The sequence below is a fragment of the Streptomyces sp. NPDC033221 genome (genome assembly GCF_055577005.1).
Genome location: NZ_JBVIQN010000017.1, coordinates 1 through 20979, shown reverse-complemented (window position 1 = coordinate 20979; position 20979 = coordinate 1). Strand labels below are relative to the sequence as shown.

Below are 20979 nucleotides of genomic sequence, written 5' to 3'. Positions count from 1 at the left end.
TGCCGTGGGGCTCAGTGGCCCAGGCCGGCGCCGCCGTCCACCGGGATGACGGCGCCGGTGATGTACGACGCCTCGTCGCCGGCCAGCCAGCGCACCGCCGCGGCGATGTCCTCAGGGCGGGCCATCCGGCCCAGGGGGACCTGCTCCAGCATCGCGTCCAGCTGTGCCTGGGGGAGCGCGGTGGCCATGTCGGTCCGGGTCAGGCCGGGAGCGACCACGTTGGCGGTGATGCCGCGCGAGCCCAGTTCGCGGGCGAGGGAGCGGGCCAGGCCGACCAGCCCGGCCTTGGCCGCCGCGTAGTTCGCCTGGCCGGCCTCGCCGCGCAGGCCGACGGCCGAGCCGATGAAGATCATGCGGCCCTTGCGGGCGCGCAGCATGCCGCGGGTGGCGCGCTTGGCGAGCCGGTAGGCGGCTGTGAGGTTGGTGTCGATGACGTCGCCGAAGTCGTCCTCGGTCATCCGCATCAGCAGGGCGTCGCGGGTGATGCCGGCGTTGGCCACCAGGACCTCGACCGGGCCGTGCGCCTCCTCGATCTCCCGGAACGCGGCCTCGACCTGCTCCGGGTCGGTGATGTCGCACCGTACGCCCAGGACGCCGGCGGGCGGCTCGCCCGAGCGGTACGTGACGGCGATCTTGTCGCCGTCGGCTGCCATGGCTTCCGCGATCGCCCGGCCGATTCCCCGGTTGCCACCGGTGATGAAGACGCTGCGGCTCATGGGTGCCTCTCGGGTTGCTGCTGGTGTGCCCGGCGGTGCCGGTGGGCGCGGTGGCGACGTGCCCGCGAGGGCGTCCTGCCGGTGTCCTCGCGCGGTCAGCCACTCTGGCACGAACCGGCTGATCGTTCTCGTCCGGTGCCGGTCACGTGGGGTGACCGGCACCGGGAGTTCCGGTAGGAGGCGTGCCGGTCTGCGGGGCGGAATGGGACGATGTGCCGGGTTCGGAGGGGTTCGCGGGGTGGGTGGGGCGGGGAGGGGGCGGGTCCGGTGTGTAGCGGCGCCGGGTTAAAGTCGGCCGTAACTTTTCGATCCCTTTACCGAATAGCGGGGAGATTGGCGAAAAATGTCCAGTACGCACCGGGTCGGTGACTTCCTGCGTCACTGGCGTGGCCGCCGGGACCCCCATCAGGTGCCCGGATTCACCGCCAATTTCGGCCACCGCGGCCGGCGCGGCATCACCCAGGCCGAAGTGGCGGCGCTCACCGGGGTCACCGAGGGCTGGTACCGCAGGCTGGAGTCCGGCCGGATCGAGAAACCCAGTACCGAGTGGCTGGAGCGCATCGTGCGCATCCTCGACCTCGACGAGGCCCAGCGGCACACCCTCTTCGTCTACGCGCGGGGGCGGGCGCCGCTGCCGCTGTACCGCCCGGCCGGCTCCGTGGACCCGTCGACGTCCGCGCTCATCCAGGTGCAGCCCTGGCCGGCGTACCTGTCCGACGCGGCGTGGGACGTGCTCCTGTACAACGCGGCGTGCGAGCAGGACTGGCCGTGGATGAAGCACGGCATCAACGTCATGATCTGGGCGCTGACCTACCCGGAGGCCCGCCTCCAGCTGATCGACTGGGAGGAGTCCTGGGCCAAGCCGATGGCGTCCCAGCTCCGGCTGGCCGCCGCCGAACAGCCGGAGAACCGCCGGCTGGCGGAGGTCGTCGCCGAGATCAAGGAACGCGACAAGGTCGCGGCCCGGCTGCTCACCGACGACCTCACGACGGTCACCCACCCGGACGGCGACCGGCGCTGGCTCTACCTGCCCGGCCACGGGGACGAGGAGTTCGAGGTCACCTTCCGCTGCTTCGCGCCGCTCAGCGACCGTACGCAGCGGTTCATGCTGGTGGTGCCGTGCGACTACGCGGCGGCGAGCTGAGCCATGCCCTCGACCAGTTCGAACGTGGTGGACGGGATGTTCTCCGCGCCCGCCTCCTGGTAGGCCGCGGCGACCGCGGTGAACAGCCGCTCGGGGTGCGCCAGGTCGCCGGCGTACTCCGCCTTGACCAGGCGGGCCGCCTCGGCGAGCTCCGTACCCTTGCGGGCGTGCGCGGTGGCCGTGTCGAGGACCCGGGACAGCAGGTCGCGGAAGGCCGTGACGCCCGCCCGGTCGGTGAGGCCGCCGTGGCCGGGCACGAAGGTCGTGGCGCCGGTGCCCAGGAGCGTCTCGCAGGCGGTGACGCAGGACGAGAGCGAACCGGACCAGACGATCATGTGGCCGCCGTTGAACAGGGCGTCGCCGGTGAACACCACGCCGTCCTCGGGCACGTGCAGGGCGACATCGCCCGCGCTGTGCCCGGCGCCCAGGTCGAGCAGCCGTACCGCCGTGCTGCCGACGGCGACCTCCAGGCTGCCGGTGAAGGTCCGGGTCGGCCCGGTGACCGTGATGCCGCCGAAGTCGAAACCGCCGAAGTGCTCGACGGCGTAGGCGGCGACCGCGGTGGACGGCTCGCTGCGGCTCAGGGCCGTCAGCATGTCCGGGGACATCTCCTGGCACAGGTGGGCGGCGGACGCCTCGGACGTGATGATCTCCGCACCGGCGACCAGCTGGTTGCCCCAGGTGTGGTCGCCGTTCTGGTGGCTGTTGACCACGGTGGTCACCGTCGCGTCCGGTACGGCGCCGGCGATCGCGTCCAGCAGCTCCCGGGTGCCCTGCAACGTGAACTGCGTGTCCATCAGGAGGGCTTCACCGCCGGACACGACGAGCCCGCAGTTGCTGTAACCCCAGGCGGTGCTGTCGTGCGTCCACGCCCAGGTGGTGGGGGAGAGGGGGACGAGGCGGGGCGTGGTCAAGGAAGGTCCATTCTCTCGTGCGGCGTCGCTACCGCCGATGGCACGGCGTACGGACCCGGCGGTGGACCCCCGACGGAAGTGATCACTCCGGCTCCGCAAGGGGCCAATGTACTCACCGCCTGCGGGAAACTCCCACTCAAGGTGGCTGATTATTCGCGTTCCGGCTGATAGTGCCGCACTGCGGCGGCCCCGGTCCGGCCGGACGGTGATCAGTCTCACCCGGCACTCCGCGTCCGGGGCACGGCTCGCCACCTCCGGGGTACGGCCCGCCGCTCCCCGGCCCGTCTACTCCGCGTCCCGCGGCTCCAGCGCCTCGGTGGCCGGCCCCTGGAGCACCGAGCCGTCAGGTGCGAAGCGGGAGCCGTGGCAGGGGCACTCCCACGCCTTCTCCGTCGCATTGAAGGCGACCAGACAGCCCAGGTGGGTGCAGCGCGCCGACACGGCCCGGATGGTCCCGTCCTCGTCCCGGTGGACCGCGCAGCGCCGGCCCTTCACCCGGACGACGGCACCGGTGCCGGGCGCGAGGTCCGCCACCGAATCGACGTGCGTGGTGCGCAGCCGGTCGCCGACGAAGTGCCGGCCGACCTCGGCCTGGTGCTTGAGGAAGGCGGGGGCCTCCCGCACGGCGCTCCACAGCCGGCGCGGGTCGTAGAGACCGGCCCACGGCGGCGGGTCCCCGGCGATCAGACCGGTCAGCAGGCGCCCGGCGACCACGCCGCCGCTCAGGCCCCAGCCGCCGAAGCCGGTGGCGACATAGGTGTGGCGCGCGCCCGGGTGGAGCGGGCCGATGAGCGGGACGGTGTCGGTGGCGTCGTTGTCCTGGGTCGCCCACCGGTACGCCACCTCCGTGCCGGGGAAGTGCCGGTGGGTCCAGGCGGTCAGTGCCGCGACCTTCTCGCCGGCGTCGGCGGTGCCCGGCTTGAAGGTCTCACCGGTGACGATGAGCAGCCGCCGGCCGGCACCGTACGGCGCGGTGCGGACGGACCGCTTGCCCTCCTCCTGCGTGATGAACATCCCGCCCGGATCGCGGTCGGCGTCGATCGGCGCGGCCACCACCACCTCGCGCCGGGGCGACAGGCGGGTGAACAGCAGGGCGCGGTCGAAGACCGGGTAGTGGGTGGCGACCACGACGTCCTTCGAGGCCACGGTGGCCCCCGTCTCGGTGGTCACCCGGCACGGCGAGCCTTCGTGCAGACCGGTGGCGCGGGTGCGCTCGTGGATGACGCCGCCACGGGAGTGGAAGTCCTCCGCCAGCGCGAGCAGGTACTTGCGCGGATGGAACTGGGCCTGGTCCTCGACCCGCACCGCCCCCGCCACGGGGAACGGCAGCCCGGTCTCGGTGACGAAGGACGCCGTCAGCCCGGCCTCGCGCGCGGCCTCCGCCTCCGCGCGCAGCTCTCCGGTGCTCTCCGGATCCCGTACGTAGGTGAACGCCGGGCCGCGTTCCAGGTCGCAGTCGACGCCGAGGAGCCCGGCGGTCTCGACGATGTGCTCCACGGCGCCCTGCTGGGACTGCGCGTAGTGCCGTGCGCCCTCGGGCCCGCGGGTGCGGCGCAGCCGGTCGTAGACCAGGGTGTGGAGCGCGGAGAGCTTGGCGGTCGTGTAGCCCGTGACACCGGTGGCGATCCGGTCCGCCTCCAGCAGCACGACCCGGCGGCCGGTCCTGGCCAGCTCCCAGGCCGTGCTCAGCCCGGCGATTCCGGCGCCGATCACCGTCACGTCGGCCTCGGTGTCCTCGGTGAGCGGCGGGTAGGACGTGCTGAGGGTGGTCGCGATCCAGTACGACTCGTCCAGGCCGGACGGCCCATCGTTGTCAGTCATGCGACGGCGGGTGCCCGCCCGGCCCGCCCCGAAGCATGACCGGGCCCGGCCTCCCCCGGACGGGCCTGCGCGGCGGGCCCGTCCGGGGGAGCGGCGATCGCGACGGCGTACCGGCCCGTCTCGGCCACCTCCGCGGACCGGGCCGCACCCCCGCAAGCGGGCCGGGGCCCACTGTGCCAACGGCGGGTGCCCGCTCCGCCCGCGCGGGAGGCCCGCGAAAACCGCCCGTAGCACCGCCGTAATCCAGGCCGAAACACGGCTGGTGTCGAATGCGGGGCGGGCGTGAGCTGGGAACGGGTGGGCGCACGGGGGCCAGGGGAGGGGAGAGGGGAACGTGGCAGGGGAACAACCGGGCACGCCGGTGGAGGAGTTCGCGCGGTTCCTGCGCGGGCTGACACAGGTGCTCGACGAGACGTCCGGATGGTACGGGATCTTCACGCTCCGCGACCCCGAGGGGATGCGGGCCTGTCTGGACGGAGCGGACGTACCGCCCTGGGACGTGGTGGAGTCGCTGCTGCACGACCTCGCGGACCGGTGCGGCGAACACACCGTGCGCACCGCGGGGCCACGCGCGCGCCGGCTCCACGAGGAGGCGGTCGCAGCGTACGACGCCCGGCCGGACGCTCCCGGCCGCCTCGAAGAGCGGCTGGACGTGATGCTGCGCGAACGGCAGTACGCGGCGCTGCGCGAACGGGAACTGCTCGCCGCGCTCCGGGCGGACGCCGGCGGCCCCGGCGCGGAGCGGCTGACCGGCGAGCTGGCCTGGGCCCGTGACGATCACGTACGGTCCGGGGCCCGGGCGCGTGAACTCCAGCGCCGTATCGACGCGTTGGCCGACCGGGCGGCGGTCCGCCGGCTCCCCGGCGATGTCGCCGGGCCGCAGGAGGGGGAGCCGTCATCGGATACGGTCTGGCGGCCCAGGGGCGCGCGGTTCGCCGGGCTGGAGAGTCCGGAGGAGGGCGCGAGGCCGGTGGAGAGTTCCGCCGGGAGCCCCGCCGGAGAACCCGTGGCAGCACCCCGCCCGGCGCCGCGCGGGGCGCGCTTCGCCGGTATGGGCGAGGCGTCGCCTGCCCCCGGCGCGCCACACCGGCCACCGCAACCGGGCCGGCCGCTCCCATCGCACCCATCCCGCCAACCCCACCAACCCGCCTCGCCACCCCCTCCCGCCCCCCGCCCCCGTCCGTCCACCAGCGCCGCCCGCCTCGCCCGGTTGCGGGCGGCCGGGCGCGGTGGTGAGGCGCACGCCCTGTTGTGCGCCGCCGCCCACGCGCATCCCGCCGAACTGCCACTCCTCATCGGCGAGTTGGAGAACGCCGGCCTGGTGGCCGAAGTGCCGACGCTGCTCTGGGAGGCGGCCTGCCTGCCGCCCGCCCGGCTCGCCGCTGCCGCCGACGCGCTGGCCGCCGCCGGACGGACCGCCGAGAGCGCGCGCCTGCTGCGCCAGGGCGTCACCCGCCCCGTCGAGGAAGTGGCGGACACCGCGCTGGCGCTGCTCGGCGCGGGCCGCCCGGCCCAGGCCCGCGAACTGTTCGCGGCGCTGGTCCGGGCCCGTACGCCCGAGGAGGCGGTGGAGGCGACCGGGAGCGCGCCGGACGAGCTGACCCCGCTGCTCCTGGACGCCGCCGCCGGTGTCTCGCCGAACCGGCACCGCGACATCACCCACGCCCTGCGCGCCGGCGGCCCGAGGAGCTGACTCGGGCCGCACCGCACCGGCGGCCGGACCGGCCCCCGGCGTCCCGCCTGTGGGGGAGATGGTCTTGCCTCGCCGCTGCACGAGGCCTACGGTCGCCTCCACACGCGTAGATGCGCATGGCCCGTGGCCGACGGCTCGACGAAGGAGCAGCTCATGGCCGATGTTGTCCGTAACGTCGTACGCGCCGCACTGGTTCAGGCGTCCTGGACCGGCGACACCGATTCGATGATCGCGAAGCACGAGGAACACGCCAGGGCGGCGGCCGCGCAGGGCGCGCAGGTGATCGGCTTCCAAGAGGTCTTCAACGCACCGTACTTCTGCCAGGTCCAGGAGCCGGAGCACTACCGCTGGGCCGAGCCGGTGCCGGACGGCCCCACCACCCGCCGGATGCAGGAACTGGCCCGCGAGACCGGCATGGTGATCGTGGTGCCGGTCTTCGAGGTCGAGCAGTCCGGCTTCTACTACAACACCGCCGCCGTCATCGACGCCGACGGCACCGTGCTCGGCACCTACCGCAAGCACCACATCCCGCAGGTCAAGGGCTTCTGGGAGAAGTACTACTTCAAGCCGGGCAACCTCGGCTGGCCGGTCTTCGACACCGCCGTGGGCCGGATCGGCGTCTACATCTGCTACGACCGCCACTTCCCCGAGGGCTGGCGCCAGCTGGGCCTGAACGGTGCCCAGCTCGTCTACAACCCCTCCGCCACCTCCCGTGGCCTGTCCGCCTACCTGTGGCAGCTGGAACAGCCCGCCGCCGCGGTGGCCAACGAGTACTTCGTCGCGGCGATCAACCGGGTGGGTGTCGAGGAGTACGGCGACAACGACTTCTACGGGACGAGCTACTTCGTGGACCCGCGCGGGCAGTTCGTCGGTGACGTCGCCAGCGACACCAAGGAGGAGCTGGTCGTCCGCGACCTCGACTTCGGCCTGATCGACGAGGTGCGGCAGCAGTGGGCCTTCTACCGGGACCGCCGCCCCGACGCGTACGAAGGCCTGGTCCGGCCATGACGGCGCCGCGCGCACCCCGGAACGGCTCCGGCGCCGCGGTGCCGGCCGCCGACCTGCGCTCCCGGCACCGCGCCGTACTGCCCGACTGGCTCACCCTGCTGTATGAGCGGCCCATCGAGCTGACACACGGCGAGGGCCGCCACGTCTGGGACGCGGACGGCAACCGCTACCTGGACTTCTTCGGCGGCATCCTCACCACCATGACCGCCCACGCGCTGCCGGAGGTGACCAAGGCCGTCGCCGAGCAGGCCGGCCGCATCCTGCACACCTCGACGCTCTACCTGTCGCGCCCCATGGTGGATCTGGCGGAGCGGATCGCCGCGCTCTCCGGCATCCCCGACGCCCGGGTCTTCTTCACCACCTCCGGTACGGAGGCGAACGACACCGCGCTCCTGCTGGCGACGGCGTACCGGGGCTCGAACCAGATCCTGGCGATGCGCAACAGCTACCACGGCCGGTCCTTCTCGACGGTCGGCATCACCGGCAACGCCGGCTGGTCACCGACCGGGCTCTCGCCGCTGCAGACGCTGTACGTGCACGGGGGCGTGCGCAGCCGCGGCCCGTACGCCGGGCTGTCCGACGCCGCGTACATCGACGCCTGCGTCGCCGACCTGGAGGACATGCTCGGCCAGACGGCGAACGTCGCCGCGCTGATCGCCGAGCCGGTGCAGGGCGTCGGCGGCTTCACCTCGCCACCCGACGGGCTCTACGCGGCCTTCCGCGAGGTGCTGGACCGGCACGGCATCCTGTGGATCTCCGATGAGGTGCAGACCGGCTGGGGCCGGACCGGCGACCACTTCTGGGGCTGGCAGGCGCACGCCGGCAACGGCCCGCCGGACGTGCTCACCTTCGCCAAGGGCATCGGCAACGGCATGTCCGTCGGCGGTGTCGTCGCCCGCGCCGAGGTGATGAACTGCCTCGGCGCGAACTCCATCTCCACGTTCGGCGGCAGCCCGGTCACCATGGCGGCGGGCCTGGCCAACCTCAGTCATCTCCTCGAACACGACCTCCAGGGCAATGCCCGGCGGGTCGGCGGCCTGCTCATCGAGCGGCTGCGGGCGGTCGGGGCGGGGCTCGGGAGCGTACGGGAGGTGCGAGGGCGCGGCCTGATGATCGGCGTCGAACTGGCCGATCCGGCCACCGGCGAGCCGTCGCCGCAGGCGGCGAACCTCGTGGTGGAGGCGGCCCGCGAGCGCGGTCTGCTCGTCGGCAAGGGGGGTCTGACGGGCGCCGTTCTGCGTATCGCACCGCCGCTGTCGCTGACCGCCGAGGAGGCGGTGGAGGGCGCCGGAATCCTCGCGGAGGCCCTGCGGGAGGCCGAGCGCAGGCTGTCACCCTCCTGAGGGACCCGGCCGGCGGAAGACCCGGTCCGTGATCTTTCCCGGGCAGCGGCGTGGAGGTCCGGGGAAACAGGCCGGGAAAACGTCCGGAAAGCGCCTTGAAAGAGGGCGCTGGAGGAATACGGCGGTCGACGCGAAAAGGCGCGAGCCGGAAACCCACCCCTTCGGGTGAGGTTCCGGCTCGCGCCCTACGCGGTTCTGCCGTCGTGGCCGCCGGTCGCAGACGACGGGCGGCGCTACGCGTCAGAGTCAGGCGAGAACGATGTTCTCGGCCTGCGGGCCCTTCTGGCCCTGCGTGACGTCGAAGGAGACCTTCTGGCCTTCCTGCAGCTCGCGGAAGCCCTGGGCCTGGATGTTCGAGTAGTGCGCGAAGACGTCGGCGCCGCCGCCGTCCTGCTCGATGAAGCCGAAGCCCTTTTCGGAGTTGAACCACTTCACGGTGCCGGTTGCCATGTCTTTATCCTTCGATCGAGGCAGTTGAGGAATCCGCACTGTGCGGTTTCCAGGGTCGCCGCAATTGAGCCCATCCGGATGTGACCGGCAGAAACAAAATGCGCCCGACGGTCACATACCGTCAGGCGCACATAACGTTTATGGGTACCAAAACTGCAACTGATTCGACGGTAGCACGGAACCTGTCGCCGGAACAGTACCGACGGTGATCCCCGGGTGTCGCCGGTGCGGCGGCACCCGGGGACCGCCCGGGGCGGGACCCGCGGGGGCGGGACCCGTTCCCGCGGCCGTCAGATCGTCGCGGTGTCGATCACGAAGCGGTAGCGGACGTCGCTGGCGAGCACCCGCTCGTACGCCTCGTTGATCCGGTCGGCGGTGATCACCTCGATCTCCGAGGCGATCCCGTGCTCGCCGCAGAAGTCCAGCATCTCCTGGGTCTCCTGCAGGCCGCCGATCAGCGAGCCGGCGAAGGACCGGCGGTTGCCGATCAGGGCGAACGGCGCGATGGGCAGCGGGTGCTCCGGCGCGCCGAGCTGGACGAGGGTGCCGTCGGTGCGCAGCAGGCCCAGGTAGGCGTTGAGGTCGAGCTGTGCGGAGACGGTGTTGACGATCAGGTCGAAGCTGTTCGCCAGCTTCTCGAAGGTCTCCGGGTCGGACGTGGCGTGGTAATGGTCGGCGCCGAGCCGCAGGCCGTCCTCCTGCTTGCGCAGCGACTGGCTCAGTACGGTGACCTCGGCACCCATCGCGTGGGCGATCTTGACGCCCATGTGGCCGAGCCCGCCGAGGCCCACGACGGCGACCTTCTTGCCGGGGCCGGCCTTCCAGTGCGCCAGCGGCGAGTACAGGGTGATGCCGGCGCACAGCAGCGGCGCGGCGGCGTCCAGCGGCAGGTTGTCCGGGATGCTCAGCGCGTAGTTCTCGTCGATGACGAGGTGGGTGGAGTAGCCGCCCTGGGTGGCCACGCCGTCCCGGCCGACGGCGTTGTACGTGCCGACCTGGCCCAGCTCGCCGGTGCAGTACTGCTGGAGTCCGGCGAGGCAGTTCTCACACTCGCGGCAGGAGTCGACGAAGCAGCCGACGCCGACCCGGTCGCCGACCGCGTACCGGGTCACCTCGGGGCCGACCTCGCTGACCACGCCCGCGATCTCGTGGCCGGGGACGATCGGGAAGTGCCCGCCGTCGCCCCACTCCGCCCGCACGGTGTGGATGTCGGAGTGGCAGATGCCCGCGAACTTGATGTCGATGAGGATGTCGTGCGCGCCCAGCTCCCGGCGCTCGATGGTGGTGCGCTCCAGGGGAGCCTTCGGGGCGGGTGCTGCGTATGCGGGAACAGAGGTGCGGTTCATGTTCTCCAGGGTGGGCTCGTGTGCCCGGGGCAACCAGTGCCCTGTTGAACCTACGCTCGGCGTTCCTACTACTGCGAGGACCACCCTGGCCGCCCGGCTGCGGGCGCTCCGTCCGTACGGCTGCGGGCGCCCCGGCGGCCCTCGCTGCCGTGCACCGGCCGGCGCGCGCCATAATTCAGGGATGGACCAGCGCACCGAACTGAGCGAATTCCTCCGCTCCCGCCGTGCCAGGCTCCAGCCCGAGGACGTCGGACTGGCCCCCCACGGCGGGCGGCGCAGGGTACCCGGCCTGCGGCGGGAGGAACTGGCGCAGCTGGCCGGGGTCAGCGTGGCGTATTACATACGGCTCGAACAGGGGCGGGGACAGAACGTCTCCACCGCGGTGCTGGACTCGATCTCGGATGTGCTGCGGCTGACCCGGGCCGAGCGCTCCCACCTGGCCCACCTGGTCAGGCCGGCCTCCCGGCACCTGCGCCCCGCTCCCCGGCCGCAGCGGATGCGTCCGGCCTTCCAGGACCTGATCGACGCGATGGACGGCGTCCCCGCGTACGTGGTCGGCCGGCGGCTGGACATCCTCGGCTGGAACCGGCTCGGCCGTGCCCTCCTCGGCGACTTCCCCGCGATGTCCCCCGAGGAGCGCAACATGGCCTGGCAGCTCTTCCTCGCCCCGGCGACGCGCGAGCTGTACGCCGACTGGGCGGAGAAGGCGGCGCATGTCGTCGCCCACCTGCGGCGGGATGTCGGCCGGTTTCCCAGTGACCCGAAGCTGTGCGCGCTGGTCGGCGAGCTGTCCGCGCGAAGCGGCGATTTCCGGCGGATCTGGGCGGCCCACGACGTCCAGGACAAGGGCTTCGGCAGGAAGCGGCTGATGCACCCGGTGGTGGGACCGCTGTCGCTCGCCTACGAGACGCTCAGCCTGCCGGCCGACCCGGACCAGCAGCTGGTCACGTATCACGCCGAGCCCGGGTCTGCCTCGGCGCGGGCGCTGCGGCGGCTGGCGGAGTGGGCGGCGGAACCGGCCGGGGTCATGGAGCGGCCGGCGGAGCGGGCGCCCTCGCTGCCGTGATTGCGGGGACGCGGTCTGTTGTGCCGGCGCCCGGCTGGGTACGGTACGACTGGGCCCCGCTGTGAGCATTCCGGCGGGGCCCACCACGTTCCGCACGCCCGGTGCCCGCCGTCCGTACAGTCCGGTGGGTGCTCGCGTTCCACCCGTCCCACGTCGTATCTTTACTTCTCCATTACCTCTACAGTGCTGTAGATTTCGGTTTCCGGCCGGTGGCCGCGGCCGCCGCCCTGCCCCAGGCATGCCATCCCGACGCAGGAGTGACAGCACATGACCGTGAACCTGGACAAGGGTCAGAAGATCAGTCTGAGCAAGTCCGGCGGAGGCGAGCTCAGCGTCGTACGGATGGGACTCGGCTGGCAGGCCGCCGCCCGTAAGGGCTTCCTCGCCAAGCTGATGGCCCGCGAGATCGACCTGGACGCCTCGGCCGTGCTCTTCGCCGGCCAGGAACCCGTCGACGTGGTCTTCTTCCAGCACCTGATCAGCGACGACGGCTCCGTGCGGCACACCGGCGACAACCTGGTGGGCGGCGCGGGACAGGGCGGCGACGACGAGGCGATCCTCGTCGACCTCCAGCGGGTGCCCGCCCGCGTCGACCAGATCGTCTTCACGGTGAACTCCTTCACCGGGCAGACCTTCGCCGAGGTGCAGAACGCGTTCTGCCGCCTGGTCGACGAGACCAACGGCCAGGAACTGGCCCGCTACACCCTGACCGGCGGCGGCCAGTACACCGCGCAGATCATGGCGAAGGTGCGCCGCGCCGGCGGCGGCTGGGAGATGGCCGCCATCGGCGAGCCCGCGAACGGCCGCACCTTCCAGGACCTGATGCCGGCCATCGCCTCGCACCTGTAAGCACCGCCGAGCACCGCCGGAGGGCGCGCCCGCGCGGACGCGCCCTTCCGTGTACGCGGACCGGCCGGCGGGCCGGAATCAGCCGACGTTGACGCCGTAATCGGTCGCGATGCCGGCCAGCCCCGACGCGTAACCCTGGCCGATGGCCCGGAACTTCCACTCGCCGCCGCGCCGGTAGAGAGCGCCGAAGACCATCGCCGTCTCGCCCGCGGCGTCGTACGACAGTTCGTAACGGCACATCTCGCGGCCGGTCAGGTTGTCGACGACGCGGATGTACGCGTCCTCGACCTGGCCGAAGCTCTGGCCGCGCTGTTCGGCGTCGTGGATGGAGACGGTGAAGACGACCTGTCCGGTCTCCTCGCCGAGGCGGTCCAGGTCGACGAGGATCTGCTCGTCGTCGCCCTCGCCCTCGCCGGTGAGGTTGTCGCCGGTGTGCCGGACCGCGCCGTCCGGGCTGGCCAGGTTGTTGTAGAAGACGAAGTGCGCGTCGGACAGGACGCGTTGGTCGGTGCCGCAGACGACCGCCGAGGCGTCCAGGTCGAAGTCCGCGCCGGCGGTGGGCCGGGCGTCCCAGCCCAGGCCGACGGTGACGTCCGCGAGGGGAGTGCCGTCCTGGTTGAGGACGACGTTCTGGCCCTTGCTGAGGCTGACGCCCATGGTGCTGTGTCTCCTGTTGCGTGTGCGTGCGGTCCGGTGTGTCGCGTTCTCCCCCACCGGGCAACGCGGCGGACCACAGCAAGGTTCCCAAGTTGCGCAATCAATGAAATAAGAGGGGCGGAAGCGGGCGACGACACGTCAGTTCCCCCTGAACTGCGGTCATGGTGTTGCCACGGTGGGTGACATGCTTCTACGGTCTGCTGCACGGCCGCGCTCTACGGGTGTAGACCGGCCGTGACGCGGCGTCATCTGGGGCGCGCCGCCCGGCCGGCCGACCACGCCGGGCCGTGTCCCTTCCGGCGCCGCCGAGCACCACTGGTGTGTGTGGAAGGGAGAGCCGGAAGCATGAGCCGTACAGTCATCCGCGGCGGCCTGGTCATCACCGCCGCCGATGAGATCCATGCCGATGTCCTGGTCGAGGACGGCAGGATCGCCGCCCTCGCCGCGCACGGCACGACCACCACCGAGAGCTGGACCGAGGGCGCGGACCGCACCATCGACGCCACCGGGAAGTACGTCCTCCCGGGCGGCGTGGACGCCCACACCCACATGGACTTCCCGTTCGGCGGGACGTTCTCCTCCGACACCTTCGAGACCGGCACCCGGGCCGCGGCCTGGGGCGGGACGACCACGATCGTGGACTTCGCCGTCCAGACACGCGGCCAGGCGCTGCGCGAGGGCCTGGACACCTGGCACGCCAAGGCCGACGCCCAGTGCGCCGTGGACTACGCCTTCCACATGATCCTCTCCGATGTGAACGAGCACTCGCTCAAGGAGCTGGACCTGCTGGTCGAGAAAGGCGTGACCTCCTTCAAGCTGTTCACCGCCTATCCCGGCGTCTTCTACAGCGACGACGGCCAGATCCTGCGCACCATGCAGCGCTCGGCGGCCAACGGCGGGCTGGTCATGATGCACGCCGAGAACGGCATCGCCATCGACGTCCTCGTCGAACAGGCCCTCGCCGAGGGCCGCACCGACCCCCGGTACCACGGCGAGGTGCGCCGCGAACTCCTGGAGGCCGAGGCCACCCACCGCACGATCCAGCTCGCCCGGGTCGCCGGCGCACCGCTGTACGTCGTGCACGTATCGGCCGAGGAAGCCGTCGCCGAGCTGGCACAGGCCCGCGACAAGGGCCTGAACGTCTTCGGCGAGACCTGCCCGCAGTACCTGTTCCTGTCCACCGACAACCTGGCCGAGCCGGACTTCGAGGGCGCGAAATACGTCTGCAGCACACCGCTGCGCCCGAAGGAGCACCAGGCGGCACTCTGGCGAGGGCTGCGCACCAACGACCTCCAGGTGGTCTCCACCGACCACTGCCCGTTCTGCTTCAAGGGGCAGAAGGAACTGGGCCGCGGCGACTTCTCCAAGATCCCCAACGGGATGCCGGGCGTCGAGCACCGCATGGACCTGCTCCACCAGGGCGTCGTGGACGGGCGGATCGGCCGCCGCCGCTGGATCGAGATCGCCTGCGCCACCCCGGCCCGGATGTTCGGCCTCTACCCGAAGAAGGGCACCATCGCGCCCGGCTCGGACGCCGACCTCGTCATCTACGACCCGGCCGCCGAACAGGTCATCTCGGCCGCCACCCACCACATGAACGTCGATTACTCGGCGTACGAGGGACGCACGGTCACCGGCCGCGTGGAGACCGTCCTCTCGCGCGGCGAGACCGTCATCGACGAACGGCGCTACACCGGGCGCGCGGGACACGGCCAGTACACCCCGCGCGGCACCTGCCAGTACCTGAACTGAGGAGGCCGAGATGGACTTCGGAGTCGTCCTGCAGACCGACCCGCCCGCATCCGACGTCGTCGCCACGATGCGCCGCGCCGAACAGCAAGGCTTCCGCTACGGCTGGACCTTCGACTCCTCCGTACTGTGGCAGGAGCCGTTCGTCATCTACAGCCGCATCCTGGAACACACCGAACACCTGACCGTCGGCCCGATGGTCACCAACCCCTCCACCCGCACCCCGGAGGTCACCGCCTCCACCTTCGCCACCCTCAACGACATGTACGGCAACCGCACCGTCTGCGGCATCGGGCGCGGCGACTCGGCGATGCGGGTGGCCGGCCGCGCCCCCAACACCCTCGCCCGCCTCGGCGACTCGATCCGCATCATCCGCGACCTCGCGGAGGGACGGGAGACCGACGTGGGCGGCCACGCGCTGCGCCTCCCGTGGGTGCGCGACGGGCGGCTGCCGGTCTGGATGGCCGCGTACGGGCCCAAGGCCCTGAAGATGACCGGCGAACTGGCGGACGGCTTCATCCTCCAGCTCGCCGACCCGTTCCTGACCGAATGGATGGTCAAGGCGGTCCGGGACGCCGCGACGGCGGCCGGCCGCGACCCGTCCGACGTGAAGATCTGCGTCGCGGCACCCGCCTATGTGGGCGACGACCTCGCGCACGCCCGCGAACAGTGCCGGTGGTTCGGCGGCATGGTCGGCAACCACGTCGCCGACCTGGTCAGCCGCTACGGCGAGCACTCCGGCATGGTGCCCGAGGCGCTCACCGCGTACATCAAGGCCCGCGAAGGGTACGACTACGCCCACCACGGCCGCTCGGGCAACCCCGACACCGCCTTCGTGCCGGACGAGATCGTGGACCGCTTCTGCCTGCTCGGGCCGCCCGGGGCACAGCTCGAAAAGCTGCACGCGCTGCGGGAGCTGGGCGTCGACCAGTTCGCGCTGTACGCCATGCACGACGCGAGGGACGCCACGATCGACGCGTACGGCGAGCGGATCATCCCGGAGTTCGCGGGCTGACCGACCACAGGGGAGAGGGGCGGGATGCGCGTCGCCGTCATCGGTTCGGGCATCGTCGGAGCGAGCACCGCCTGGCACGCGGCCGGGCTGGGCGCCGATGTGGTGCTGGCCGGGCGCGCCCAGCCGGGGGAGGCGACCGCGGCCGGCGCGGGCATCGTCTGCCCCTGGCCCTCCGCGCAGGACGACGCGGACTGGTTCCGCGCCGCCGCGGAGGGGGCGCGGTACTACCCCGGCCTGGTCGGTGAACTCGCCGAGGCGGGCGAGCGCGGCGTCGGATACCGGGCCGTCGGCGCGCTCACCCTGGCCGCCGACGACGCGGACCTGCACCGCATCCGCCGACGGGTGCTCGAACGGCGGCGCGGCGCCGCGGACACCGGCGAGGTTGACCTCCTCGGCGAGTCCGAGGCGCGCGCGCTGTTCCCGCCGCTCGCGCCCGGCACCCGGGCCGTACGGATAGCCGCCGGTGCCCGCGTCGACGGCGGCCGGCTGCGGGACGCGCTGCTGCGCCAGGCCCGGCTGCGGGGCGCCGCACTGCGCACCGGGCGCGCGGCCCTGTGGCGTACGGCGGACCGCGTCACCGGCATCGAGGTGGACGGCGAGCACATCGCCGCGGACGCGGTCGTCGTCGCGGCCGGGGCCTGGGCGCCGGAGCTGCTGGCCCCGGCGGGCGTCACCGTACGGGTCGCACCGCAGCGCGGCCAGATCGTCCACCTGTCCCTGCCCGGCGCGGACACCGGGCACTGGCCCGTCGTCATGCCCCGCGCCACCGGGCACTACCTCGTCCCGTTCGACGGCTCGCGGATCGTGGCGGGCGCCACCCGGGAGGCCGGCACCGGCTTCGACCACCGGGTGACCGCCGCCGGCCTGGCCGAGGTGCTGACCGAAGCCCTGGCCGTCGCGCCCGGCCTGGCCGGCGCCACCCACCTGGAGACCCGCGTCGGCTTCCGCCCCGTCGGCCCGGACGCCCGCCCGCTGCTCGGGCGGGTCCCCGGGCTGGACGGCCTGGTCGTCGCCGACGGCCTCGGGCCGACCGGACTGACGATCGGCCCCTGGGCGGGACGCGCCGCCGCCCTGCTCGCGACCGGCGGGGACCCGGGACTGGACCTGACGCCGTACGACCCGGTGCGCTGACCCGGGGGGCGGGCCCGGACGCGTACGGACCGTTCGGACCGTACGGACCCGAGGCCGGTACTGGGCGCGAACGACCCGGTGCGCCGACCGGCGCACGCGGCCGGCGGGGGCGCACACGATGCGCGGCGGCGCGCGGGGGCGCGCACCGACTCGGCCGTCCCTTCCAACTCTTTGCCCACTCCTGATGCTCCCCATACGAGGCGGCCTTGGAGCCGCACCGCCGATGCGAGGACCATGGACCGTATGAGGCGCCCCCCATCGGAGACACCCTTCGCTCCTGCCCGTATGACGACCGCTTCGCCCGGCCGGCTCTCCCACGTGCGGTGGATCGCCGGCGGCACCGGAGCGGGCAAGAGTACGCTGGCGATAATCCTGGCCCGGCGCCACGGCGCCGTGATCTACCGCGGCGACCTGGCCCAGCACACCTGGCTGCCCCGCTGCACCCCACGGCAGCACCCGCACTTTCACGCCGCCCGCGACGAGCCGCCCGGCTCCCTGTGGGACAGCCGCAGCCCCGACGAGGCGTGCGGCTTCGCACAGCGCGTGGTCGCCGAGACCTTCGCCTTCGAGGTCGAGGACCTGCTCGCGCTGCCCGCCGACCGGCCCGTCCTGGTGGACTGGTTCGGCAACCTGCCGAGCCAGATCGCACCCCTGCTCACCCGCCCCGACCAGGCGGTCTTCCTGCTCCCCACGCCGGAGTTCCGCATGGCGGCACTGCGCGCCCGCCGTAACGTCCCGGTCCGGTCCCTGGTCAGCTGGGGCAGCCGGGCACCGGAATCCACCCTCGCCAAGCGGCTGGCCCGGGACGAACTGTGGGACGCGGAGGTACGCCGCCAGGCCGCCGCCCACGGCAACACGGTGATCACCATGGACGGCGGCCGCCCGGCCGGCGACCTCGCGGACGAGGTGGCGGCACGCTTCCGGCTGGGTACGGCGGCGTAGGAACTGCCGGTACAGCCGGGCTCACTCGGCCCGCGCCGCCTTCCGGTGCTCGGCGAAGACCTCGTGCGAACCGCTGTACAGGAAGACGGCTGTGGGGTGCCCGACCAGCGTCGGCGGCACCATGATCGCCCCGTCCAGGTATGCGAGGCCGCGCCCGTGTGCCCAGCCGGCCGCCGCGTGGGCTTCCTTTGGGGTACCGGAATTGAGATTGACCAGGAGACGGCCTGCCAGGGCGTCACCGGCCGGGTCGAAAACCCAGGGTGCCCCCGCTCTAAAAATGCCTCCGCGAGCGCTGTGCCCATGGGACCCAGACCGACGACTGTAACGGGGGTGTCGATAGGGAGAGTTGACTGCTGCGTTGTCATGATGGGCAGGTTGGAGTTTCGCATCGGTGTGAGAGTCAATTCCCATTTGTGTGAGGGGAGTCACGTGCGCATCGGTGCTTTGTCCCGCAGGACCGGGGTCAGTCAGCGACTGTTGCGTTACTACGAGGAGCAGGGCCTGCTGAAGCCCCGCCGTCGCCCCAGCGGTTATCGCGAGTATGACGAAGAGGACGCGCGCACGGTCCAGAGCATTCGCACCCTGCTGGCCGCCGGTCTCAGAGATCGACCGCGCCGTGGCCGACTTGCTGCCCGCGCGCCGAGCAGCCGGCGTTCCCGGCCTCAGGGCCGGTAGACGAACTCTGCCAGCGTTGCGTGCTTCTTCCAGCCCAGCGTCTCATAGAGCGCGCGTCCGGCGTCGGTCGCGCCGAGAACGCCAAGGGCCGCACCCTGGTCCAGGGCGCGGTCGGCGAGCGTACGCATGACGAAGTTGCCCAGGCCGCGACGACGATGGGCCTCCTCGGTGATGATCCGGTCCAGCACCGTGGCCTCCCCGAGGAGCGCCATCTGTCCCTGGGCGGCCTGCCCGCCCGCCGCGTCCCGTACCCGCACGTGGACGGCGGCGCCGATGGTCTCCACGGTCGCGGTATAGCCCTCGGGTGCGACCGGGTTCGTGGGCTCCAGGTCAACAGCCATCAGGTGCCCGGTGTCCTCCCAGGCCACCTGCCACCCCGGCGACAGCCAGGGCTTGATCTCCTCCGGTTCCGCGGGCATCTTCATCCAGGTCCGTGGCGCAGTCACCGCGGCGGCGGCGTCGCGGACCAGCGGTTCATCGGCCTCCGGCAGGACATGGCGCCCCACTTCGACGGGGCTGCCGGCCACCTCGATGTAGTAGCCCCAGGGCTTCTCGACCGGCGGGGGAGTCCGCCGCGACACGGCCCAGCCCGCCGCCCAGATCCTGACCAGGTCCGCAACCATCGAGCCCTCCCGAAGCAGTGACCGCACCAACGGCCGGGTAATGGACGTAACTTACTCCCACACCTTACGTACCGCTCCTCGGGAAAAGTCACCCCCAAGCGGAAGCGGAACCTCCCATATCGTCTGCCTCGATCTCGTCGAAGGATGTGGAGGGTGGAGGGGTGTCGCCGCGCCGAGGTTTTGGGTTGATGGTTCAACGAGCGGTGTCAGTAGGCGCGTTGGCGCACCCTGACTGCGGGCGGGAAAAGTGCAGTTGTCATACTGAGGCTGTTCGCACACCGGCCGAGGTGAAGGTACTGGATATGGTCCGCACTGTGGTCCCTGTGGGGCTGGCTTCTGTCCTCGCGGTAATTGGCGTTTTGCACTTCGTCTGGGCTTTCTCGCCCTGGCCGTTGAAGGATGCGGTGACGTTCACCAAGACGATCGGCGGCGGTGACGACGGTGTGATGCCGTCGGCGCCGAGTGCCATGATGGTGGGCGTGGCGCTGATCGGTGGCGCGGTGCTCACTCTCATGGTCAATGAGTCCATTCCGGGCATCGGTCCGGACTGGCTGCGATTGGTGGGCATGTATGTCCTGACGACGGCTCTGCTCGCCCGTGGTCTGGGCGGATATTTGATGAACTCCGGAGCGGCCGTCGAGTTCCAGCGGTGGAACAGTGTTCTGTACTCGCCGTTGTGTGTGGTGCTCGGTGTCCTGGGCGGCATTGTCGCGGTGGCCGCGAGCAAGCGTTAGGGCGCTGCCGGTGGTTTTCGACACCGGCTCTTGAGCGGTACGTGAATTCCTGTCGGGTCAATTGCCCGCGTGGCGGCCGTAAGCGTGCTCAGGAATGACTGGGCGAGGCCCGTTCCGGCTGTCCGCTGTTACTGCCAAGGAGGGGGACAAGGTGGTGTCGAAGAAGGACTGGCTGCGGCCGGGTGACCACGTCATCGTGACGGGAGGGTCCAGCGGTATCGGTCTCGCGCTGGCCGAGGAGTTCGCCGGGCGGGGCGCCGTGGTCTCCCTGCTGGCGCGCGGCACAGAGCGGCTGTCCGAAGCGGCGGAGTCGCTGCGGAAGGCCGGGGCCAGGGTGCACACGCGCAGTGCGGACGTCACCGACCCGGCGGAGCTGGCGGCCGCGGTCAAGGAACTGGAAGCGGCGGCCGGTCCCTGCGCGGTGCTGGTGACCTCGGCCGGCCAGGCCCGGCCGGGCTATTTCCTCGAAATGCCCGACGAGGTGTTCCGCACGATGATGGAGGTCGACTATTTCGGCACTCTGTGGGCCGTGCGTGCCGTGGCGCCGGGCATGGTGGACCGGGGCCGCGGCACTGTCGTCACCGTCGCCTCGACGGCCGCGCTGATCGGTGTCTACGGGTACACGGCTTACGGACCGGCCAAGTTCGCGGTACGCGGCCTGACCGAGGCGCTGCGCAACGAACTGTGTCCGCACGGAATTCAGGTGTCCGGCGTCTTTCCGCCCGACGTGGACACTCCGCAGCTGGCCGAGGAGAAACCCCAGCGCCCTGCGGAACTCGAAGCGATCCCCAATCCCAGCAAACCGCTGTCACCCCGCACCGTGGCCCGGGGAGTTCTGCGCGCGTTGGACCGGAGAAAGCCGTTGATCTATCTGGATGGCGGCACCCGGCTGCTGGCCCGCTGGGGCGGTTTGATCGACCCGCTGGTCCGCCGCTACCTGGACGCGAAGATCCGTACGGCCAGCGGCGCCTCGAAAGGCTGAACAGCAGGCCGTGGGGGGGGGGGGGGGGGGGGGGGGGGGGGGGGGGGGGGTGGGGGGGGGGGGGGTGGGGGGGGGGGGGGGGGGGGGTGGGGGGGGGGGGGGGGGGGGGGGGGGGGGGGGG

The 20979-nt window shown here is 71.9% G+C and carries 19 protein-coding genes and 1 pseudogene; 13 read left to right on the top strand and 7 right to left on the bottom strand.

Features of this window, described 5'->3' with window-relative positions; all coding sequences use genetic code 11:
- Positions 1-11 precede the first annotated feature (11 nt).
- Positions 12-716 carry a beta-ketoacyl-ACP reductase gene (locus tag ACZ53K_RS22430; RefSeq protein ID WP_468839351.1) on the bottom strand — a complete coding sequence of 235 codons (705 nt, stop codon included), beginning with the start codon at positions 714-716 and terminating at the stop codon, positions 12-14.
- A gap of 343 nt (positions 717-1059) precedes the next feature.
- Here ACZ53K_RS22430 and ACZ53K_RS22425 point away from each other — a divergent pair, with 343 nt between their 5' ends.
- On the top strand, positions 1060-1860 hold the full coding sequence (locus tag ACZ53K_RS22425; protein WP_468839348.1) for an MmyB family transcriptional regulator: 801 nt from the start codon (positions 1060-1062) through the stop codon (positions 1858-1860).
- Here ACZ53K_RS22425 and ACZ53K_RS22420 read toward each other — a convergent pair.
- The gene (locus ACZ53K_RS22420; protein ID WP_468839346.1) at positions 1842-2774 is read right to left on the bottom strand and encodes an MBL fold metallo-hydrolase; all 933 of its coding nucleotides are present in this window, start codon (positions 2772-2774) and stop codon (positions 1842-1844) included. The genes ACZ53K_RS22425 and ACZ53K_RS22420 overlap by 19 nt on opposite strands.
- Positions 2775-3059: 285 nt before the next feature.
- Positions 3060-4595 (bottom strand): FAD-dependent oxidoreductase, encoded by a 1536-nt coding sequence (locus ACZ53K_RS22415; protein WP_468839343.1) that lies wholly within the window; start codon positions 4593-4595, stop codon positions 3060-3062.
- Between the two features lie 334 nt (positions 4596-4929).
- On the opposite strand from ACZ53K_RS22415, the gene ACZ53K_RS22410 reads away from it, so the two are divergent.
- The 3 genes from ACZ53K_RS22410 to ACZ53K_RS22400 all read left to right on the top strand — a co-directional run bounded on the left by ACZ53K_RS22410 (position 4930) and on the right by ACZ53K_RS22400 (position 8639).
- Complete coding sequence (locus ACZ53K_RS22410; protein WP_468839340.1) at positions 4930-6288, top strand: hypothetical protein; 1359 nt, start codon at positions 4930-4932, stop codon at positions 6286-6288.
- 153 nt (positions 6289-6441) lie between these two features.
- A complete protein-coding gene (locus ACZ53K_RS22405; RefSeq protein WP_468839337.1) occupies positions 6442-7296 on the top strand; it encodes a nitrilase-related carbon-nitrogen hydrolase in 855 nt (284 codons plus the stop codon).
- Positions 7293-8639 (top strand): aspartate aminotransferase family protein, encoded by a 1347-nt coding sequence (locus ACZ53K_RS22400; RefSeq protein WP_468839334.1) that lies wholly within the window; start codon positions 7293-7295, stop codon positions 8637-8639. The genes ACZ53K_RS22405 and ACZ53K_RS22400 overlap by 4 nt, the downstream gene beginning before the upstream one ends.
- Positions 8640-8885: 246 nt before the next feature.
- Here ACZ53K_RS22400 and ACZ53K_RS22395 read toward each other — a convergent pair whose 3' ends face one another.
- Together ACZ53K_RS22395 and ACZ53K_RS22390 are read right to left on the bottom strand one after the other, a co-directional pair.
- Positions 8886-9089, bottom strand: coding sequence for a cold-shock protein (locus ACZ53K_RS22395; protein ID WP_073763653.1), 204 nt, complete (start codon positions 9087-9089; stop codon positions 8886-8888).
- Between the two features lie 290 nt (positions 9090-9379).
- Positions 9380-10435, bottom strand: coding sequence for an NAD(P)-dependent alcohol dehydrogenase (locus ACZ53K_RS22390; protein ID WP_468839331.1), 1056 nt, complete (start codon positions 10433-10435; stop codon positions 9380-9382).
- A gap of 181 nt (positions 10436-10616) precedes the next feature.
- Here ACZ53K_RS22390 and ACZ53K_RS22385 point away from each other — a divergent pair, with 181 nt between their 5' ends.
- Positions 10617-11501: a helix-turn-helix transcriptional regulator gene (locus ACZ53K_RS22385; protein ID WP_468839328.1), complete on the top strand. Its 885-nt coding sequence runs from the start codon at positions 10617-10619 to the stop codon at positions 11499-11501.
- A gap of 267 nt (positions 11502-11768) precedes the next feature.
- Positions 11769-12350 (top strand): TerD family protein, encoded by a 582-nt coding sequence (locus ACZ53K_RS22380; RefSeq protein ID WP_468839325.1) that lies wholly within the window; start codon positions 11769-11771, stop codon positions 12348-12350.
- 78 nt (positions 12351-12428) lie between these two features.
- On the opposite strand, the gene ACZ53K_RS22375 is transcribed toward ACZ53K_RS22380, so the two are convergent.
- A complete protein-coding gene (locus ACZ53K_RS22375) occupies positions 12429-13007 on the bottom strand; it encodes a TerD family protein (RefSeq protein ID WP_468839322.1) in 579 nt (192 codons plus the stop codon).
- Positions 13008-13352: 345 nt separating this feature from the next.
- Here ACZ53K_RS22375 and hydA point away from each other — a divergent pair, with 345 nt between their 5' ends.
- The 5 genes and pseudogenes from hydA to ACZ53K_RS22350 form a co-directional block, all read left to right on the top strand.
- Entirely contained in the window at positions 13353-14759 is a 1407-nt protein-coding gene (hydA, locus tag ACZ53K_RS22370) for a dihydropyrimidinase (RefSeq protein WP_468839319.1), read from the top strand.
- Between the two features lie 10 nt (positions 14760-14769).
- Positions 14770-15771, top strand: coding sequence for a TIGR03842 family LLM class F420-dependent oxidoreductase (locus ACZ53K_RS22365; RefSeq protein WP_468839316.1), 1002 nt, complete (start codon positions 14770-14772; stop codon positions 15769-15771).
- A gap of 24 nt (positions 15772-15795) precedes the next feature.
- Positions 15796-16902, top strand: a complete 1107-nt coding sequence (locus ACZ53K_RS22360) for an NAD(P)/FAD-dependent oxidoreductase (protein WP_468839313.1) — start codon at positions 15796-15798, stop codon at positions 16900-16902.
- Between the two features lie 285 nt (positions 16903-17187).
- Complete coding sequence (locus ACZ53K_RS22355) at positions 17188-17844, top strand: hypothetical protein (protein ID WP_468839310.1); 657 nt, start codon at positions 17188-17190, stop codon at positions 17842-17844.
- Positions 17845-18273: 429 nt separating this feature from the next.
- Positions 18274-18444, top strand: a pseudogene (locus tag ACZ53K_RS22350) (MerR family transcriptional regulator); the annotation flags it as partial.
- Between the two features lie 62 nt (positions 18445-18506).
- Here ACZ53K_RS22350 and ACZ53K_RS22345 read toward each other — a convergent pair.
- Entirely contained in the window at positions 18507-19142 is a 636-nt protein-coding gene (locus ACZ53K_RS22345; RefSeq protein WP_468839307.1) for a GNAT family N-acetyltransferase, read from the bottom strand.
- Between the two features lie 287 nt (positions 19143-19429).
- On the opposite strand from ACZ53K_RS22345, the gene ACZ53K_RS22340 reads away from it, so the two are divergent.
- Together ACZ53K_RS22340 and ACZ53K_RS22335 are read left to right on the top strand one after the other, a co-directional pair.
- On the top strand, positions 19430-19876 hold the full coding sequence (locus ACZ53K_RS22340; RefSeq protein ID WP_468839304.1) for a DUF3995 domain-containing protein: 447 nt from the start codon (positions 19430-19432) through the stop codon (positions 19874-19876).
- Positions 19877-20027: 151 nt separating this feature from the next.
- Positions 20028-20858 (top strand): SDR family oxidoreductase, encoded by an 831-nt coding sequence (locus tag ACZ53K_RS22335; protein ID WP_468839301.1) that lies wholly within the window; start codon positions 20028-20030, stop codon positions 20856-20858.
- Positions 20859-20979 lie beyond the last annotated feature (121 nt).

Coding starts and splice junctions, on each gene's coding strand:
- ACZ53K_RS22385 (WP_468839328.1), top strand. CDS start 10,617: ATGGACCAGCGCACCGAACTGAGCGAATTCCTCCGCTCCCGCCGTGCC.
- ACZ53K_RS22355 (WP_468839310.1), top strand. CDS start 17,188: ATGACGACCGCTTCGCCCGGCCGGCTCTCCCACGTGCGGTGGATCGCC.
- ACZ53K_RS22425 (WP_468839348.1), top strand. CDS start 1,060: ATGTCCAGTACGCACCGGGTCGGTGACTTCCTGCGTCACTGGCGTGGC.
- ACZ53K_RS22430 (WP_468839351.1), bottom strand. CDS start 716: ATGAGCCGCAGCGTCTTCATCACCGGTGGCAACCGGGGAATCGGCCGG.
- ACZ53K_RS22390 (WP_468839331.1), bottom strand. CDS start 10,435: ATGAACCGCACCTCTGTTCCCGCATACGCAGCACCCGCCCCGAAGGCT.
- ACZ53K_RS22345 (WP_468839307.1), bottom strand. CDS start 19,142: ATGGTTGCGGACCTGGTCAGGATCTGGGCGGCGGGCTGGGCCGTGTCG.
- hydA (WP_468839319.1), top strand. CDS start 13,353: ATGAGCCGTACAGTCATCCGCGGCGGCCTGGTCATCACCGCCGCCGAT.
- ACZ53K_RS22360 (WP_468839313.1), top strand. CDS start 15,796: ATGCGCGTCGCCGTCATCGGTTCGGGCATCGTCGGAGCGAGCACCGCC.
- ACZ53K_RS22405 (WP_468839337.1), top strand. CDS start 6,442: ATGGCCGATGTTGTCCGTAACGTCGTACGCGCCGCACTGGTTCAGGCG.
- ACZ53K_RS22380 (WP_468839325.1), top strand. CDS start 11,769: ATGACCGTGAACCTGGACAAGGGTCAGAAGATCAGTCTGAGCAAGTCC.
- ACZ53K_RS22400 (WP_468839334.1), top strand. CDS start 7,293: ATGACGGCGCCGCGCGCACCCCGGAACGGCTCCGGCGCCGCGGTGCCG.
- ACZ53K_RS22395 (WP_073763653.1), bottom strand. CDS start 9,089: ATGGCAACCGGCACCGTGAAGTGGTTCAACTCCGAAAAGGGCTTCGGC.
- ACZ53K_RS22365 (WP_468839316.1), top strand. CDS start 14,770: ATGGACTTCGGAGTCGTCCTGCAGACCGACCCGCCCGCATCCGACGTC.
- ACZ53K_RS22375 (WP_468839322.1), bottom strand. CDS start 13,007: ATGGGCGTCAGCCTCAGCAAGGGCCAGAACGTCGTCCTCAACCAGGAC.
- ACZ53K_RS22415 (WP_468839343.1), bottom strand. CDS start 4,595: ATGACTGACAACGATGGGCCGTCCGGCCTGGACGAGTCGTACTGGATC.